The sequence below is a fragment of the Bacillus sp. AFS023182 genome (assembly GCF_002560575.1).
GTDB lineage: Bacteria > Bacillota > Bacilli > Bacillales > Bacillaceae_G > Bacillus_A > Bacillus_A arachidis.
The window spans coordinates 169,869-187,935 of sequence record NZ_NTRO01000020.1 but is presented as its reverse complement, the minus strand read 5'-3'; the positions used below and the strand labels follow the sequence as shown (position 1 = coordinate 187,935).

Annotated in this window: 16 protein-coding genes; 5 read left to right on the top strand and 11 right to left on the bottom strand. The window is 35.1% G+C overall.

What is annotated here, in order from left to right; genetic code table 11:
- Positions 1-7: 7 nt before the first annotated feature.
- The 9 genes from CN288_RS10035 to CN288_RS09995 form a co-directional block, all read right to left on the bottom strand.
- A complete protein-coding gene (locus CN288_RS10035) occupies positions 8-1,633 on the bottom strand; it encodes a cytochrome c biogenesis protein ResB (protein WP_098302218.1) in 1,626 nt (541 codons plus the stop codon).
- A 139-nt stretch (positions 1,634-1,772) separates the two neighbouring features.
- Positions 1,773-2,294: a thiol-disulfide oxidoreductase ResA gene (gene resA / locus CN288_RS10030; RefSeq protein WP_026591233.1), complete on the bottom strand. Its 522-nt coding sequence runs from the start codon at positions 2,292-2,294 to the stop codon at positions 1,773-1,775.
- Between the two features lie 172 nt (positions 2,295-2,466).
- Positions 2,467-3,195 (bottom strand): 23S rRNA pseudouridine(2605) synthase RluB, encoded by a 729-nt coding sequence (gene rluB / locus CN288_RS10025; protein ID WP_026591234.1) that lies wholly within the window; start codon positions 3,193-3,195, stop codon positions 2,467-2,469.
- A 287-nt stretch (positions 3,196-3,482) separates the two neighbouring features.
- Entirely contained in the window at positions 3,483-4,013 is a 531-nt protein-coding gene (gene spmB, locus CN288_RS10020; protein WP_090691068.1) for a spore maturation protein SpmB, read from the bottom strand.
- On the bottom strand, positions 4,010-4,606 hold the full coding sequence (gene spmA / locus CN288_RS10015; RefSeq protein ID WP_026591236.1) for a spore maturation protein SpmA: 597 nt from the start codon (positions 4,604-4,606) through the stop codon (positions 4,010-4,012). The genes spmB and spmA overlap by 4 nt, the downstream gene beginning before the upstream one ends.
- Positions 4,599-5,720 carry a D-alanyl-D-alanine carboxypeptidase family protein gene (locus CN288_RS10010; RefSeq protein WP_035414733.1) on the bottom strand — a complete coding sequence of 374 codons (1,122 nt, stop codon included), beginning with the start codon at positions 5,718-5,720 and terminating at the stop codon, positions 4,599-4,601. The genes spmA and CN288_RS10010 overlap by 8 nt, the downstream gene beginning before the upstream one ends.
- A 110-nt stretch (positions 5,721-5,830) precedes the next feature.
- Positions 5,831-6,745: a superoxide dismutase gene (locus CN288_RS10005; RefSeq protein WP_026591238.1), complete on the bottom strand. Its 915-nt coding sequence runs from the start codon at positions 6,743-6,745 to the stop codon at positions 5,831-5,833.
- Positions 6,746-7,129: 384 nt separating this feature from the next.
- Entirely contained in the window at positions 7,130-7,621 is a 492-nt protein-coding gene (locus CN288_RS10000; protein ID WP_026591239.1) for a DUF3907 family protein, read from the bottom strand.
- Positions 7,622-7,644: 23 nt separating this feature from the next.
- Entirely contained in the window at positions 7,645-8,034 is a 390-nt protein-coding gene (locus CN288_RS09995; protein WP_026591240.1) for a hypothetical protein, read from the bottom strand.
- A gap of 217 nt (positions 8,035-8,251) precedes the next feature.
- Here CN288_RS09995 and mprF point away from each other — a divergent pair, with 217 nt between their 5' ends.
- A complete protein-coding gene (gene mprF, locus CN288_RS09990) occupies positions 8,252-10,834 on the top strand; it encodes a bifunctional lysylphosphatidylglycerol flippase/synthetase MprF (RefSeq protein ID WP_026591241.1) in 2,583 nt (860 codons plus the stop codon).
- Positions 10,835-10,839: 5 nt separating this feature from the next.
- Here mprF and CN288_RS09985 read toward each other — a convergent pair whose 3' ends face one another.
- Entirely contained in the window at positions 10,840-11,631 is a 792-nt protein-coding gene (locus tag CN288_RS09985) for a hypothetical protein (RefSeq protein ID WP_141527945.1), read from the bottom strand.
- Between the two features lie 621 nt (positions 11,632-12,252).
- Between CN288_RS09985 and deoD the strand changes: the two genes are divergently transcribed.
- The 4 genes from deoD to CN288_RS09965 all read left to right on the top strand — a co-directional run bounded on the left by deoD (position 12,253) and on the right by CN288_RS09965 (position 15,925).
- On the top strand, positions 12,253-12,957 hold the full coding sequence (gene deoD / locus CN288_RS09980; protein WP_026591243.1) for a purine-nucleoside phosphorylase: 705 nt from the start codon (positions 12,253-12,255) through the stop codon (positions 12,955-12,957).
- A gap of 190 nt (positions 12,958-13,147) precedes the next feature.
- On the top strand, positions 13,148-14,962 hold the full coding sequence (locus CN288_RS09975; protein WP_026591244.1) for a sensor histidine kinase: 1,815 nt from the start codon (positions 13,148-13,150) through the stop codon (positions 14,960-14,962).
- Between the two features lie 107 nt (positions 14,963-15,069).
- Positions 15,070-15,600: a tyrosine-type recombinase/integrase gene (locus tag CN288_RS09970; protein ID WP_026591245.1), complete on the top strand. Its 531-nt coding sequence runs from the start codon at positions 15,070-15,072 to the stop codon at positions 15,598-15,600.
- Between the two features lie 130 nt (positions 15,601-15,730).
- On the top strand, positions 15,731-15,925 hold the full coding sequence (locus tag CN288_RS09965; protein WP_026591246.1) for a DUF3924 family protein: 195 nt from the start codon (positions 15,731-15,733) through the stop codon (positions 15,923-15,925).
- A gap of 12 nt (positions 15,926-15,937) precedes the next feature.
- Here CN288_RS09965 and CN288_RS09960 read toward each other — a convergent pair whose 3' ends face one another.
- Entirely contained in the window at positions 15,938-17,899 is a 1,962-nt protein-coding gene (locus tag CN288_RS09960) for a beta-propeller fold lactonase family protein (protein ID WP_026591247.1), read from the bottom strand.
- Positions 17,900-18,067: the final 168 nt, after the last annotated feature.

Here is an 18,067-nt window from a genome sequence, read left to right as displayed (position 1 = left end):
CCCCACCTTAACTAATTTTTTGATCATTTACTTTGTCGTATGGTTGTGGAATTGTTGTTCCTTCAAGTACTTTTTCAATATCTTTCCGCAAGCCAAACCAATTTTTATTTGTGTGGCCAGCAATCCACCATTCATCTTTAACACGTTGTATCCAGATACGACGATGATTCCAATACATTCCTTGAATCACACCAATCATGAAGATAAATCCGCCAACACCAAGAATCCACAGTGTCAAATCTTTTCTTACGATAAGCCCTGTTGCATTTCGCATTTCTACTCCTGCAAAGGTCATTTTATATTGATTATTTCCTTCAGGTTCTATATTTTGTTGTATACCTACAAAACTCACTTCTCCTTCTGGCGTCTCTGGTGTAAACATTTTAAAAACGAAAGCTGGGTTGTTTGGAATCTTTGTTTTTGTATTTGGCTGACCATTCTCATCAAAATAAAAATCAGGAAAATAACTTAATAATTTTATAGAATATCCATCCCCTAAATCATAGGTTTCTTTTGGGTTTTCTAAGTTAACTTTAATAGGTCCCCGTTTTTGATTATTATCTTTTTTCTGCAGAGTAAACGACATGCTACTAAACTCATTCTCTTTAAAATCAAGTTGGTATATAGCAAACTGATCAAATTTGAGTGGTTCATTTACTCTAATTTCACTTTCTTTTACCTTTTCTAACTTTGGTTTCTGCCCTGCAACATTTTCTCCTACCGTTTTATATAATACGGCATTTGTTTGAAAGTTTTTAGCAATCATTTTATCGCCTACACGATCAATTGCATCATTGAATACTTTATCATCTTTACCTTTGTCATAAACCTCTTTTATAAACTTTTCATTCTTCAAATAATATTTCCCATCTGTTCCTGGTATTTCTTTTGTTTCTCCATCACGTAGCCATAGCGATTCATCCACATACATACTTGGAAGAAATCGTAGCATTGCTCCAAATAAAAAAATAATAAGACCAATATGATTCACATATGGACCCCAACGAGAAAATCTTCCTTTTTCCGCTAAAATATTTTCGCCTTCGACTCTTACATTATAATTTCTCTTCTTTAAATTAGTTTGAAGCTGTTCTAGATCCCCCTCTTTCGGAGAACCTGTCCCATACAACCTTTGTCTCTTTAAAAAACTTGGGTGTCTTTTTACTCCCTGCTTTTTTAAAGCTTTATAAAGTGGAATTACTCGATCTAGACTACATATCACAAGTGATACACCAATTGAAGCAATTAAAATCATATACCACCATGAGCTATATAACTTATTAAAGCCTAATTGGTAATATAGTTGTCCTAGAAAACCATATTCCTGTTCATAATATTCACTCGGCGTAACACCCGGAGGTATGTACATTTCTTGTGGAAATATAGTTCCAACTGCTGATGCTAACAGAGTGATAACAATGAGCCATACCCCTACTTTGACAGAAGAAAAAAAACTCCAAACTTTATCGACTATCGTTTTTGTATGAGTAATAGAGCGCCTAGCACTCCCCTCATATCGCATATCTAATAATCTTGTACCTTCTTTGTTTTCAAAAGGTTTCCCACAAGCTTCACAAAAAATTGTGCCTATTGGATTTACGTGCCCACATTCACACTTAATTTGTTCCAACATCCTCACCGCCTCTTGTTTCTATTGTACCGTCAAAGCACAAGTTACCTCAATACTCAGAATTTTCAAAACAGGCACTAAGACGAAGCAAAGCACCTTCATCTATCAAACTTACTATCACATTATATAAAAACTTTCTTTATTAAGGAGTAATTTTCTTTAAGTATTCCTCCATTTGCTCCTTCGTTTGCGTACCAGTAATTTTCTCGATTACATTTCCTTCTTTATCAATTAAAAATGTTGTCGGGAGTGGCCCAACGCCATATGTACCGATTATTTCTTGCCCTTTATCAATTGCAACAGGGAACTTTAATCCATATTGATTCACAAAATTTTTCACTGCAATATTCGTTTCATCGGCATCTAATGCAATGATTTCAACGCCCTTTTCTTTATATTTAGGGTATAACTCATTCATATAAGGCATCTCTTTTTCACACGGTTTGCACCATGTTCCCCAAAAGTTTAAAAACACACCTTTTCCCTTTAGATCATGTAACTCGATTTTCTTTCCTTCTAAATCTGAAACAACAAAGTTAGGCGCTTGTTTCCCAATTTGCATTTTTTCCTTATCAACAAAAAAACCTTGATAGAGTGTAAATCCTACTGCCACGCTCAAAATAAGCAAAATGAAAATACGGAATATTAAGCGATTCTTCTTCATACTCTCTCTCCTCTCTTTGATGAATTTATATGTAAACAATTTCTGTAACTAATGACTTGTCCTTCGTTCACTTTAGTATTTATGTTGCCATAACCACTCACCAAAACGGGCGATTTAATTAACCATCCGAGGGATATAAAGTACCCCACGGATGGGAGTTTCACTTTATCGCTTATCTCGGTTTTGTAGAGGCAAGCGCACGTAATTGTTTCACTTCATGAGGTGATAGCTCTCTTGCATCACCTGGGCGTAGGCTTCCTGCTTCTAAGAAAGCATAACGTTCACGTTTTAATTTCATTACTTTACAGCCAAGAGCTTCAAACATGCGACGAACTTGACGATTACGTCCTTCATGGATTGTTAATTGCACAATTGCCATCTCTTTACGTTTATCCCAAGAAAGGATTTTCACACGTGCTGGCGCTGTCTTTCCATCTTCTAATACAACACCTTTTTCTAACATGCGAATTTTCTCTCCTGTTAATGGACCTTTCACCTTCGCAACGTATGTTTTCTCAACTTTATATTTCGGATGCATTAATATATTTGCAAACTCTCCATCGTTTGTCATAAGGAGTACGCCAGACGTATCATAATCTAAACGACCAATTGGGAATAGACGTTGCGTAATTTCAGGGAAAAAGTCTGTGACAACTTTTCTTCCTTTGTCATCTGATACACTCGAAATAACACCCGTTGGTTTATATAGTAAGAAATAAATCGGTTCTTCTTTTTCAAGAGGGATATTATTTACTTCTACTTTATCTTGAGGAGTTACCTTCGTTCCTAACTCAGACACTACTTTACCGTTAACTTTCACTTTTCCTTGCTGAATAAGTTCTTCAGCTTTTCTTCTTGACGCAATTCCAGCTTGCGCAATCACTTTTTGTAATCGTTCCATTTCCTTAATTCACCTCAAATTTATCTTACCTTCATTAGAAAGAGTTGGCAACCGCCTAAGGTTTACAGCGTTTTTCCTCTTCCACCGTAAACCACATAGCTATAGTGCAAACTTTTAAAGGTCAAATGCTACTTTTATCCTTTATTATTGTTTACCTGCTACTCACTGCTTACAACAAAAGTTCATTATTTTGTCAAAAACACCCCACAAAAAAACCACTATTAAGCTACACCTTAATAGTGGTCGTATACGTATTATAAGCGAATGAAAGCAAAAAATGAATAGGTTTAACGAAACAATAGGGAAACAAATACGATTGAACAAATGATACCTATTAAATCTGCAAATAATCCAACCTTTAATGCATCTCCCATTTTACGAATTCCAACAGCGCCGAAATATACCGTTAAAATATAAAATGTTGTATCTGTGCTACCCTGCATCGTAGACGCTAACCTTCCAATAAATGAATCCGGTCCATATGTAGCGATTAAATCTGTCGTAATACTTAAACCGGCCGACCCAGAAATCGGGCGTATAAGTGCGAGCGGGACAATTTCTGCTGGTACATGAATCATATCTAACATCGGCTTCATTACTGATATCATCGCATCTAGTGCACCTGATGATCTAAAAATAGAAATAGATACAAGCATTCCTACCATAAATGGTAGAATAGAGACAGCAATTTGAATCCCTTCTTTTCCACCTTCTACAAACGATTCGTACGTTGGAACTTTTTTTATCGTTCCATATAATAAAATAAAACCAATAACACACGGAATCACCCATAATGAAATTGTATTCACAACGCTCACTTTTTCCGCCCCTTTCTACTCCGTCTTCGGTAAAAATAGCGGTCAATCCAAATCGCTCCAATCATCGATAATACTTGTGCGATAAACGTAACCCCAACAATTTCTGTCGGGTTTGCCGATTCATACGTCATCCGAATTGAAATTACAGTAGTTGGGATTAATGTAATGGCAGATGTATTTAACGCCAGAAACGTTACCATAGAACGGCTTGCAGAATCCTTTCCTCCATTTAATTCCTTGAGCTGTTCCATAGCCTTAATACCAAGTGGTGTCGCTGCATTTCCTAGTCCAAAAAAGTTTGCCATCATATTTGATAAAATAAATCCCATCGAGGGATGATCCTTTGGTATTTCTGGAAATAGTCTCTTTACAACTGGCATAAAAAACGAGACCAATTTCTTTAATAAGCCAGCCTCTTCAGCAATCTTCATTAAACCTAGCCAAAAGACTAAAACACTAATCAGCCCAATACAAATTGTTACCGCATCTTTCGCCCCTTCAAAGACCGCTTTATTTACTTCCTCCATCGTACCGTTCACCATCGCATATACGATCCCAATAACCGCCATTGCTACCCATACGATGTTAACCATCTGTTCCAACACCTAACATATGAGAAAAGATTTCTCTCACGTCATTCCAATATACTCCGGTTGTAGCAACCAACTTGCGCTTGCTATAAAATAAGTTACGCTCTCCTACTTTCTCTTCATTAATATACACAATTGTCTTACCCACTTTTTCTCCATCTACTAATGTTGCATTTCTATCAAGTTCAAGCTCTAGCCTAACTTGCTTCTTCTCCTCTTTCCTTAGCGGCACTGAGAAATCATTTTTTATATAAACATGATTTATATATTTCTTTTCCTGTAGTCCAGGAAGCGCCCCTTTTCCTAGAACTTTCGTTGACTCATACTGTTCAAATCCTTGATTAAATAACGACATATGGTCGTCCCAATCATTAGATGCATTAAGCGTCACTACAATTAAGTCTAAACCATCTTTCGAAGCTGTTGTAACAAGTGTACGACCAGCTTTCTTTGTAAATCCCGTCTTTCCTCCTGTTGCAAATTCATAATAAGAAGTTACAAGTTTATGCTTGTTTTTCCATGGATAATCCCATGCTTTCGATTGATATGTTTTTGTTCCGAAAATTTTCCGAAACGTTTCATTTCCCATTGCATAACGTGTTAAAAGGGCCATATCATATGCAGATGAAAAGTGCGTACCGTCCCCATCTAAACCATGTGGATTTGAAAAATGTGTATCTTTCATTCCGATTTGTTCCGCTTTTTCATTCATCAAATAAACAAATCCTTCTATACTCCCTCCAACATTTTCAGCAATTGCTTGTGCCGCATCATTACCTGAACGAAGCATTAGGCCATACACTAAATCCTCTAACGGTACTTTATTTCCAGGTTTTAAATAAATGGCCGAACCCTCTACTCGAACAGCCTTATCGCTAATAGGTACAGCCTCTTTCATTCTTCCTGATTCAGCAGCAAGTAAGGCAGTCATAATTTTTGTAATGCTAGCAATCTTTTGTGGTTCATGTTCTAGCTTTCCATATAAAACACGTCCTGAATGTTCTTCCATCAATACGGCATTATGGGCGCTTACATCATTCATTTGTGCATATGTATGAACCGGTATAATACTTGCACCCATTAAAACAAGTGCAATTACAATCCAAATTCGTCTCATATTCCCCACCACGTCCTTTTGACACTTTTTGTACAAGTGTATGCTTGGCCCTTTAAAATATGAACGAAATATTCTTTTTTACCAGCAAAAAAAGACGCACAAATATGCGTCTAATACGGTGTCCACTCAAGCTGTTTTGCACTTTCATAGCGCTTTTCCACATCCGGCCAATTTACAACATTCCACCAATTTTTAATGTACTCATCTTTTCGATTTTGGTACTGCAAGTAATATGCGTGTTCCCATACATCAAGCACAAGTAACGGTATTGTATCCCACTGTGTGAATAATTGATGAAGGGTACTTTGTAGAATTTCTAACCTTCCCGCACGAGGAACCCATACAAGAATAGCCCACCCAGATCCTTCTACCTTCGATGCAGCTTCTGTAAAGTGCTTCTGAAAACGTAAAAAGCTTCCAAAATTATTCTCGATTTCTCGAGATAATGCCCCTCTTGGACCTCCACCCCCATCTTTTTTCATGTTATTCCAAAATATCGTGTGTAAATAATGGCCTGAACCGTGAAAAGCCGCTTCTCTTTCCCAATGCTTTATTAAATCAAATTGGTTTGTTTTCCTTGCTTCTTCCATCATTTTTTCCGCTTTATTCAGCCCTTCCACATAACTCCGATGATGTTTATCATGATGTAACATCATAATTTCTCGAGAAATATATGGTTCTAGTGCATTGTATGGATAGGGTAGTGGCGGAAGCGTGTGACCCCCTATTGGAACAGATCGTTCAGCATACGTTCTTTCATGCAATTCATATTGTTCACTTTCTTGCATAAATACTTCTTGTAAATGATTTTGAATATGTTCCACATCATCACTTATCTCATACAGTAATTCAGCATCTGTTTCATACTCATTTTCTTTCATACGATCTAGCAGCGTTTGAATTTTATAAGCAAGCATATGGACGTCATACACTTCAGTTGCACGACTATCTAATACATGTAACACACTTTCACACCAACTTTCTACTTCATAAAAGTAATCCGTAAATACCCCTTGCTGATTCATACGACACCCCCTCAACGCTATCCACTTTAACTATATTCAGCGTCCGCATTGTATATACCCTACAAAAAAGTAAAAGAAGCTAGTCTTTCGCTAGCTTCTTTTAGCATTCTCTAATACTTATGTAAATTGAAACTTTAATCAACCCTCACCAATCGAATGTTTACGTTCAGCCCAACCCCCATCTAAAAAATAATTTTCTATCAGTTCGTCAATTCAGAAATGCTTTGTACCTGCAAATCACTGCTATGTAGATAAAAAGAAAGCCCTACTGATGTTCTTCTTTTGTTCTCACTTCGGATAAGGCTGAAAAAGGATCTGACCGCCTCTATCCATGGCCAAATCCTCTCCCCCACCTAATGAAAATAATTTCCTTCCAATCTTATACTAATACTTGTGTAACATCTTTGTTTGATAGTCCGTTTCGTAATATTCCAGCTCCTCACGCATTGTTTGGAACTTACTTTCTAATTCTTGCATTACCTTTTCGATTGAGCGAGGTGGTATTTGTTGAAATGCAATGGAATTTTTCCCTGTATATGCCGACCGACTATTTTCATACCACTGATCACTTTTTGGTGAAAAGAATTCAGCAATTACTTGATGATAAATTTTATATAATGTTTTCTCGGCAGCCATTTTTCGAAATGGTTGACTACTCAATAAAACAAGACACGCATCCAAGCCTTCTTCACAAAATACAAGGAGTCGTCTTAATGATGATAATAAACCTTCATAATAATGTTTATTCCCTTCTGGTGACTCTTCTAATAAAGAAGGTAATGTATGATAATTAACAAAATCCGTCATTAAATCAACAACTTCTTCTAAAAATTCAGAAACTTGATGCGTTTGATTTTCAACCATTGAATTAGACATATCCTTTTCTCTCCTTTGCCATTTTACGCTATTTCTACTTTTTTATTTTTATGTAACTGAATCATTATGTCTTGTACTTTTACCACTGTTTCATCATCAAAATATTTTTGAAACTCCTCTATTCCATTAATATATACACGCTTTTGTCCACGAAGTTCTTTATTCTTAATAAAGCAAGCTAAAGCAACGATATCACGTAAATATATGTCTTGTTCTTCTATTTTAAAAACTGGATTTCCTTCAAACGGAGTAATTTCTTGCAAAATTTCTTCAAAATAACGCACATATAAGACAGAAAATGTTTTTTCTTGTTCACCCAAAATATACGTTACTTCAGATCGATTAAAGAAATCTTCTGATGTATTAGGTTGTGCTTTTTCTAGCTCATAGCCTGCGTAACCTATAATAACCATCCACTTTCCCCCTCTTCCTTATTTTGTTTCATTTTAACTTATTTTTCTGAACAAACAAATTTTAATTCATTATTCATTCTTAGTAAAAAATATATGATATTTTTATATTTATATAAAAAATAGTTTATATATCCTGCAATTTACCTTTTTATTTTCCATGAAGTTTGTCATAATAAGAATATTGTCTCAGTTTTCTTATGCAAGGAGAGTTGTATTTATGTCGTTTTCGTGGAAACGTTTCTTACAAATTGGAAAAATCATTTTCCCATTTGTTGTCTTGACAATTGTATTCTTTCAAGCTAAGAAAGAATTGTCAGGTATTTCATTTCAAGAAGCTATTGAAACAATTAAAAACATTCCGACTGGAGGAGTCTTTTTAGCTATTACGCTCGGTGCATTTGCTGTTTCAACAATGTTCTTTTATGACTTTGTTATGCTCCGCTATTTAAAAGCAGATGTGCCTGTTCAAAAGATCTTCCGTGTTTCTTGGATTGCTAACACCTTGAATGGATTTATCGGTTTTGGTGGACTTGTTGGAGCAGGTATACGGACAATGTTATATCGCCCTCACGTAAAAGAGAATGGTAAACTTATCAAAAGCATTGCTTGGATGACAACTGCTTTTATAAATGGATTATCCCTTCTCTCATTCCTCGGTCTTATAGGAATACTAGATACAACCTTTATATTACATGAAAAACCTTGGCTATGGCCTGTCCTCATCTTTTTTGCTCTTTTTGTACCGCTTTATATTGGGTTCTCCAAAATTAAAAATCGAAAAAAGCAACACATAGAAGGACAAGAAGAAACAAAGGAAAAGAATCCAACCGTTCTATATTCACTTGTTTCGTTAATGGAATGGGTTTCTGCCGGCATCGTCATGTATGTTATTTTAATTTTATTTGGAATTGACATTGATTTCCGAAAGTTTTTAGGTGTTTATGTTATTGCTGCTTTAGCAGGGGTGGTCAGTCTTGTACCAGGTGGTCTCGGTTCATTTGACCTTGTCTTTCTATCTGGGATGGGTCAATACGGTATTGATACAGGTGTACTGTTACCTGCCATGTTATTATACCGACTTGTATACTATATTTTACCATTTTGCCTCGGTTTAATTTTTGCGGCTTTCGAAATGACTGGAGCTGCTCTAAAAAAGATTGAAGATAAACCATTTATTGCACCTGCCCTGGAAACAACAGGTGTCATTTGGACATTGCAACGTGATTTTTTAGGAAAGCTAGGCTCATGGGCATCCGCTGCTTTAACAGTTTTTGCTGGCTTAATGGTTATCTTATCAACCATTTTACCGACGAGTGTAAATCGTGCTCATGCATTACATATTTTAGCTCCAAAATATCTCATTCAATTTTCTTTTAGCTTATCATTAACATTTGGAATTCTACTCCTTATTCTATCAAGAGGTATTTATTATGGGACAAAACGTTCCTACTATATGACGATTATTTCTTTAATTGGAGCAGCCATTTTTAATACGCTAAAAGGAATCGACATTGAAGAGACTTTTATTTTACTAATCGTACTTGCCGTATTATATATGCTTCGCAAAAGATTTGTGCGTGAGAAAATGGAAGTTTCACTTTCTGATGTAGTAAAAGTATTTATATTTTTACTGCTAACATTATACTTATATAAAAATTTAGGTATCCTATTTGCAGGAGCAAAAGAAGCTTTCAAACCTGATTTTGTCGTTCGTAACATTACACAAGTAAAGCAAAGTGCACTTGCAGCTGCTTTCTTTGTTCCAACCTTTTTACTCATCGCTTCTCTTATCGCGAATCGGTACCGTAGCGTATTTCCTGGGCAACCAGCAAGCGCTAAACGTTTGCAAAACTTCTTAGATGAATATGGCGGAAATGTACTAAGTCATCTCGGTTTTCTAGGAGATAAGCAATTCTTCTTTAGTAGTGATGGAAAAGCACTTCTTTTATTTTCAACAACAGGGAAAAGACTTGTTGTACTTGGCGATCCAATTGGGAATCCGTCTTCATTCCGCATAGTACTACAAGAATTTTTAGCTGAAGCAGATCGATTCGGATATATTTGCGTTTTCTATCAAATTGAAAGCAAATGGATGAGCTTATATCATGACTTTGGCTATAACTTCTTTAAACTTGGTGAAGAGGCTGTTGTTGATTTAAATACGTTTACTATATCAGGGAAAAAACGTGCTGGATTACGTGCAACTTTTAACCGTTTTGAACGGGAAGGTTATACATTTTCCATCCATCAACCACCATTTTCAGATGAGTTATATGAGGAATTAAAAATAGTTTCAGACGCTTGGCTTGGAGGAAAAAAAGAAAAGGGCTTTTCTCTTGGATACTTTGATCGTGAGTATATAAATCGTGCCCCTATTGCAACTTTATCTGATACTGAGGGAAAAATCATTGCATTTACAACGTTTATGCCCGTTTACCAACCTGGTAAACTTTCTGTTGATTTAATGCGCTATTACCCTGATGCACCTGGAGGGATTATGGATACAATCTTTATCCATTTATTCCAATGGGCAAAAGAAAACGATTATCATTCCTTTAACATTGGTATGGCTCCACTTTCTAATGTTGGTTTATCTACACAATCCTTTTGGTCTGAGCGTGTCGCTGCAGCAATTTTCAATAATGTTCGTTATACGTATAGCTTTAGTGGATTACGACATTTTAAAGAGAAATACAAACCAACTTGGAGTGGGAAATATTTAGCATTCCGAAAAAATCATTCCTTACCAATTACAATGCTTGCCGTAACAAAATTAATAGGAAAACGAAAAAACAGCTAGAGATACTAGCTGTTTTTTCGTTTCTGAACTCTTATTATAAATTCCTTTTCATACTTTTTTCCATTTATATAAAATGTGCCCCACATTTTATATGTCCCTTCTTCTGGAAATGTAATACGATATTGCAGCTGCTCTTCTTCATTTACAGGGAATGCATATAAGAAATGTTCACGTTTTTCATCTACGATATAAAGTGCAGCATTTTCTCCAGTACCTGAACTAAATTTCACACTTTCTCCTTTTTTCATTTGCAGCTGAAATGTCAGTGTAGCAGCTTCATTTGGGTGTAACGCTTCAAATAAAAGTGACATTTGGTAATCACCAATTTTTTTTGTAAGTACTGTGTCTTCTATTAAATCCTTTTGTTTCTTTTGTTTCTTCTCTTTTTCCTCTCCCCCAAAATTTTTCTTAGAAAAGGACTGTTCTGTTTTACTATGATCCTCATATAAGAAAACCGTATAAGCTTTACCTTTCGCCCCACTTGCCGATAGCTTATAAGAGCCATTTCCAGCAAATGCAGGTTTAATGTGCTGAATTCCCTTTAACTGCTCATCTACAATAATAGCCCGAATACGATCATTTACTCCACGAATTTCGTTGTTATTCTTATTAAACAATTGAAATGTAATATCTACCTTTTCAGTTCCCTCTCCATTTTTCATATCCCATTTTACTTCTCGAATGTCTCCTGCTGTTTCTTTCGTTCCTTTATACTTTTGCATGTAGAATCCACCAACTACAATAAGTAGTAAAGCAATTAGCCCAATGACAAGATTTTTCAAACAATCACCTGCCATACTATTTTATAAATCGTGACGCAATTCATACAACTATCTTTCTGAACAGAATATTATAAAAAAATTCATTCTATTTTTTTTATAAAAATCCTCTATGAAATACAATAAAGTTCCTATTAGAAGAAAAATATCGCCAAATTGCAAATTACATAGCCAATTATTGAAAATAGGGTATCTTATATACTACAAACAAGTAAAATTTTTCAACAAACTTAAAGTCTTCTTCTGTAACTCATGTGAAGGTGCATTATCCAAACAAATAGACGGAGGATGTATTGACTTTTTACGTAGCAAAGCATATCTTTTATTGTTATACTCTAATTATGAAGTGTTCTTTGACAATTGATTATATACAGTTAAGTGGACAAATAAAATGCGAAAAAAAGCGAACGCTTCTACTCGTGAAATAATCCAGGCACCAGAAAGAATCTCCAATCGTCAGTTATCTACCGTAGAGACTACGGAAAGTAGCGCTTAAGCAGATAAAAGGTTACTTTCGGCTTGGAACTGAGAAACTCCCAACTTTACGCATTAGCGTGGCGAGTAGTTCACTTGATAGAATTCCTAGTATATAATGCAAATGATGTTGATTTATATCGATACATAACAAGGAGGATTTTTATGAGCGTTCATATTGAAGCAACACAGGGTGAAATTGCTGAGTCTATTTTACTACCTGGCGATCCATTACGTGCAAAATATATCGCAGAAACATTTCTAGAAGATGTAACTTGCTATAACAATGTACGTGGTATGTTAGGATTCACGGGAACTTACAAAGGGAAACGTGTCTCTGTTCAAGGAACAGGCATGGGTGTACCTTCTATTTCTATTTATGTTAACGAATTAATCCAAAGCTATGGAGTGAAAAACTTAATTCGCGTAGGTACATGTGGTGCGATTCAAAAAGATGTAAAAGTTCGCGACGTAATTATTGCAATGACGGCTTGTACAGACTCTAACATGAATCGTTTAACATTCCCTGGATTTGACTTTGCACCAGCTGCAAACTTCGATCTTTTAAAGAAAGCATATGATGCTGGAACAGAAAAGGGATTACACGTTCGCGTTGGTAATGTTTTAACAGCAGATGTGTTCTACCGTGAGAGCATGGACATGGTAAAAAAACTTGGTGAATACGGCGTATTAGCTGTAGAAATGGAAACAACTGCACTTTATACATTAGCGGCGAAATACGGTGTAAATGCATTATCTGTATTAACAGTAAGTGACCACATCTTCACTGGAGAAGAAACAACATCTGAAGAACGTCAAACTACATTTAACGAAATGATTGAAATTGCTTTAGACGCGGCGATTCAATAATAATGCAAAAAGAACTTGTCATACGTCTGGCGAGTTCTTTTTTGTCATTTTCTAAATTAAAGAATTACTTTATATGACTTTTTAAAAAAAACTGCTTCAAAGAGAGACAGATTTTTAGTCTCTTCTTTCTTTTTTCGTTTGTTATAATAAAGAAAATATTTATACGGGTATTCTTTTGTGAGGTGAAGAAGTGAAAAAGAGAAGTATTGTCTTTAAACTATTTTTATTAACATCAACATTATTTACTGTTACCTTCCTCCTTTTTTTCCTTGGGCAATCGTTGTTTTTAGAAAAATTTTATATTAATAAAAAAGTTCAAACCGTTCAAACTGCTTTTGAAAAGTTTTTATCAAATTATGAAAAAAGTGACAGGACATTTGAGGAAATAAGGAAGCTCAAACAAGACTTTCACGAAAAAACAAACGCTGATGTCGTTTTATTAGATCCAAATGGAATTATAAAAGATGAAAATAATTACTATATTGAGATTGTCGATAAATCCAATAAAACGTATTCCATTCCACTCAACAATATTTTAACAATTGATGAATATACCAAGTTTATGAATTTACAGTTAAAAAATAATGATGTTATTCTCATAGATGGAATTTTAAAAAAAGACGTAATTATACCCGTTACGATTACGACTCGTTATAATTCATGGAAAAATGATAATATCATTTCTGACTTTAAATTATTCAATATTGATTGGACAAACGCTAAGAAAAACAAATACGCAAAAGACACAAGACTTGGCATTCATACATTTGAAGGAATTGTATCAAAAATACATCTTCCTTCTAAAAACGACCTTCGTCTCGCAAATAATTTAGAGACATTACAAGGGATTCAACATTGGGAGTTATCTGTAATACTAGGTAAAACCAATTCCAATGAATTGACAACATTTACAATCGGAGAAGAGGAGAATGGAAAAAGCCAAATTTTTGTAAAGCCAGTCATGGAAAACGGTAAAATTAAAGAGTTTGCTTTTGCAACGACCTCCTTACAACCTGTAAATGAAGCAATGCTTGTTTTAAAAGATTATTATGTCTATGCATTAATTATCGTATTTCTCGTTATTATTTTATTATCTTTTTATTATTCAAAGATGATTGTCAAACCGCTTATTAAAATAAATCGAGTGACCAAAAAAATGGCTAACTTCGATTTCAGTGAAAAATTACCTGTTTCAGCGGATGATGAAATCGCTGGTTTATCTAGTAGTATTAATACGTTATCCGTAAACCTAAAAGATCGAATAGATCGATTAAACGTTGCAAATACAAAATTACAGCAAGACATCGAGCGAGAACGTCAATTAGAAAAGACGAGAAAAGAATTCATTTCTGGTGTATCTCATGAATTAAAAACGCCACTTAGTGTGATTAGAAGCTTTGCTGAAGGAATTAAAGATGGTGTCAGCAAAGATACTACTTACTATACAGATGTGATTTTAGAGGAAACAGAAAACATGAATCGACTCATCGTCGAAATGTTAGAATTAGCAAAACTAGAATCTGGTACGTATAAACTAGAAATGAATACTTTTTCAATCGGTGAACTTGTTCACCAAGTGTATACAAAGCTATTATTTAGTATGGAGGAAAAACACTTACAAGTAGAAATTGATGCAAATCCTTCTATACATGTTGAAGCAAATCGCAATCGAATTGAGCAAGTTGTTGTAAATTTACTCAGTAACGCAATTCGCTATACACCTGATGGTAAAGAGATTCGTATTCGCATCATAGAAAATGAAGAAAAAGTAAAAGTGGAAATTGAAAACACTGGTAATCCAATCCCAAATGAAAGTTTAGAAAAAATATGGGATCGCTTCTATCGTCTAGATGCTTCCCGTAGCCGCCATACTGGAGGAACTGGACTTGGTCTATCAATCGTAAAAAACATTTTAGAACTTCATCATGCCGAATACGGTGTGTATAATACTAATGATAGCGTCGTTTTTTATTTTGATTTACAAAAAATAAAAGAAGTCAAATAATTTGTCTTAACTTCACCAGGAGTTCACATGAAATTCACACTCTCCCTTTATAGTTATAAACAAGTTAATCCTTTCCTTTACACACATAACAGAGGAGAGTGCGTGAAATGAAACAAGCAGGACAACCTATTCAAAACGAAACACAATTAGAAAAAATCAAAAATATACTTTTACAATCTTCGAAACGTGATGGCTTACTATTCGTACTAGCTGTAAATTCCGGTCTAAAAGTAAGTGAGATTTTACAATTAAAAGTCGGTGATGTCATCGATGAAAATGAAAATGTTCGTCACTCCATTTTATTTTACAATGAAAAAGTAAAAAAACATAAATGGTTTGCTGTAAATGAAGATTTACAGCATGCAATCGAAGATTATATGAGAGAGCGTAAAATATGGAAGCGAAATGAACCATTATTAAAATCGCAAAAAGGAACAAAATCCATTACAAGACAGCATGCATGGTATATTTTAAACAAAGCTGCAAAAGAAGTTGGTTTAGAAGGGATTAGCTCACATACACTGCGAAAAACTTGGGGATATTGTGCATACAAATCTGGTGTTGATATTGCATTCTTACAACACTTCTTTGATCACAGTACCCCATCAAAAACTTTAAAATATATCGGTATTGCATAAAAACAAACATGGTTCTTATACATAAAAAAGGTTGCCAACTTTAAACTTGGTAACCTTTTTTATGTTTCATTTTCTCTTTTCTTGTTTCTCTTATTTCGTAGTGGTACTCTAGTAATAAGGGGGAGAAATTATGAACACACTAACAATTGAATTACCAAAAGAAACAGCAGAAAAACTCGGCTTATTAAAACAAGCATATCAAAAGAAAACAGGTGCTACAATTTCAGAAAGCACTCTTGTTCAATCACTTATCTCAAGAGAGTTTATTCAAGAAATAACTCCATTTGATTTACAACAATATGTAAATGAAAAAGAACAGCGCTAAGCTGTTCTTTTTCTATTGAATCGCTTTTACATATTCTGCAATTGCATGAACTTCCTGTTTAGATAACTGCGGCTTTTCTTCATATTGATGCTTCTCTACTGCTTCCTCAATTGTTTTTGCACTACCATCATGTAAATATGGTGCTGTTGCCCCTACACCACGAAGTGTTGGTGGATCAAAAAATCCTTTTTGCCGCTTATTTTGAAAACCACCGCGTGCGTCACCCTCATAGCCTGTATCTGTTTCATTCGCAGTTCCAATATTATAAAGGAAATTTGTATTATTCGTTGTCAACTTTCCATTTTCATCTATCGCTTTTGTACTATTGGTCAAATTCTCTCCGCCGTGGCATGTTAAGCAATTTGCCTTTCCTTTAAACAATTGCTCTCCGTCTTTGGCCGTAGGAGTTAACGAGCCATCAGCTTGACGATACGGGCTCTTTGGTACTGGGAATGAATTAGGATCATCTAAAAATGCCTGCAGCGCATCATACATATGCTGGGCATCTTTTGGAATCTCTTTTCCTGGATCTAATTCCATCATCCCCCCCATTTCACCTTGTACAGTGTGAATATAATCTGTGAAATCATCACGTGATCCATCCCACATAAATAAACCTGTTTGAGTAGTTAAAACATTACTTGGTACATTTCGTTTCCCTTTTGGTGTCATCAATGATAACCCATTAATTTCTCCATCACTATGACACGTCACACAACTCATCCAGTTGTTTCCGGTTATTGTTGTTGCATACTTATCACTATTTGCACTATAAAAAATTTCTTTCCCTTCGCGTACTAGTTTTGGTAAAGAATCTTTTTCAATTAATTTAACTGTCTTCTTATCAGCTTTCACCTTTGCGTATGAATCATCGCCACCTGTTTGTAGAAATGCCAGGTCATGACTCATTGCATTATGAACAGCCAACGTGTTTTCTTTTGGAAGTAAAATAATCCCCCGCGGGTTACTTCCTGGAATGCGTCTTACAATTTGTGTCGCATTGCCACCGCGAGTTAGATCAAACATGACAAGATCTTCACTACCTGACATAACAACAAATACTTTCGTCCCTTTTTCATTAAAAACTACATCGTATGGATTAGACACAATCATTGTTTCATTCTTTGTATCTTTCACATTCATCGCTTCAAATAATTGCTTACGTTGTTTTGTAACTTCTTCATCTTTTTCTAAATCGATAATTGAAACAGCTGGAAACACAGTTTCCTCAAATTGAATTGGTGTATCGGTATTCGTCAGCATGTGTGGCACCCAAGCTGTCTTACCATCTGGTGCAATTACAAATTGCTCTAATGTATTTGGAACCCCTTGACTCTTTTTACGGTCTTCTTTGTCTGGGGAAGGAGCAAGCGTAATTACTTTCTTTACTTTATTACTCTCTGTATCTACAACACTAATTTTCCCCTCTAAATAATGTGGCACATACAATTTTTTCCCGTCTTTTGTCATCGCTAACGTTCGTGGACGGTCGCCAATTTGAATCTTTTGAATTGTTTTTTTCTTATCAATATCAATAACTGATACATTCCCTGAACGGAAATTTGATACGTACAACTTTGTCCCATCTGGATTTGTAACAATACCAAATGGCTCTATTTCTGTTACAATTCGATCAATCACTTTTTTCTTTTCCAATGATACAACATCTATCTTATTATCATACATACAAGAAACATATAATGTCTTTTCATCTGGACTTATTGTTAATTGTCTCGGTTCTTTTCCAACTGGAATCTCCGATACTACTTTTCTACTTTTTACATCTGTCACCGTTACAGTATTTACATCAATATTTGCAGTATAAATCCATTTTCCATCTTTGCTTACTATAATATTATTACTATGAACAGCTTCGTCGCGTTTTACTTCTTTTCCTGACATTTTCACTTCGCAACTCGCAAACACCCCAATGCATAGAAGCAACACAACCGCAATAAACAAGCGCTTCATCATCTGACCCTTCCTTCTTATCCCTCATTAGACAACATTCCTACCACTTAAAAATTGACAATTAAACTGGTGGATACTAGTCTATAAAATCTCATCAATGAATGTATCATCTTACTACACCCTTACTTCACAAAAACCGAACAAGTTTCTACACTTGTTCGGTCTTAATAC

Excerpts from the sequence above, each read along its gene's own strand:
- CN288_RS10035 (WP_098302218.1), bottom strand. The coding sequence starts at position 1,633 with ATGTTGGAACAAATTAAGTGTGAATGTGGGCACGTAAATCCAATAGGC.
- resA (WP_026591233.1), bottom strand. The coding sequence starts at position 2,294 with ATGAAGAAGAATCGCTTAATATTCCGTATTTTCATTTTGCTTATTTTG.
- rluB (WP_026591234.1), bottom strand. The coding sequence starts at position 3,195 with ATGGAACGATTACAAAAAGTGATTGCGCAAGCTGGAATTGCGTCAAGA.
- spmA (WP_026591236.1), bottom strand. The coding sequence starts at position 4,606 with ATGGTTAACATCGTATGGGTAGCAATGGCGGTTATTGGGATCGTATAT.
- CN288_RS10010 (WP_035414733.1), bottom strand. The coding sequence starts at position 5,720 with ATGAGACGAATTTGGATTGTAATTGCACTTGTTTTAATGGGTGCAAGT.
- CN288_RS10005 (WP_026591238.1), bottom strand. The coding sequence starts at position 6,745 with ATGAATCAGCAAGGGGTATTTACGGATTACTTTTATGAAGTAGAAAGT.
- CN288_RS10000 (WP_026591239.1), bottom strand. The coding sequence starts at position 7,621 with ATGTCTAATTCAATGGTTGAAAATCAAACGCATCAAGTTTCTGAATTT.
- CN288_RS09995 (WP_026591240.1), bottom strand. The coding sequence starts at position 8,034 with ATGGTTATTATAGGTTACGCAGGCTATGAGCTAGAAAAAGCACAACCT.
- mprF (WP_026591241.1), top strand. The coding sequence starts at position 8,252 with ATGTCGTTTTCGTGGAAACGTTTCTTACAAATTGGAAAAATCATTTTC.
- CN288_RS09985 (WP_141527945.1), bottom strand. The coding sequence starts at position 11,631 with ATGGCAGGTGATTGTTTGAAAAATCTTGTCATTGGGCTAATTGCTTTA.
- deoD (WP_026591243.1), top strand. The coding sequence starts at position 12,253 with ATGAGCGTTCATATTGAAGCAACACAGGGTGAAATTGCTGAGTCTATT.
- CN288_RS09970 (WP_026591245.1), top strand. The coding sequence starts at position 15,070 with ATGAAACAAGCAGGACAACCTATTCAAAACGAAACACAATTAGAAAAA.
- CN288_RS09965 (WP_026591246.1), top strand. The coding sequence starts at position 15,731 with ATGAACACACTAACAATTGAATTACCAAAAGAAACAGCAGAAAAACTC.
- CN288_RS09960 (WP_026591247.1), bottom strand. The coding sequence starts at position 17,899 with ATGATGAAGCGCTTGTTTATTGCGGTTGTGTTGCTTCTATGCATTGGG.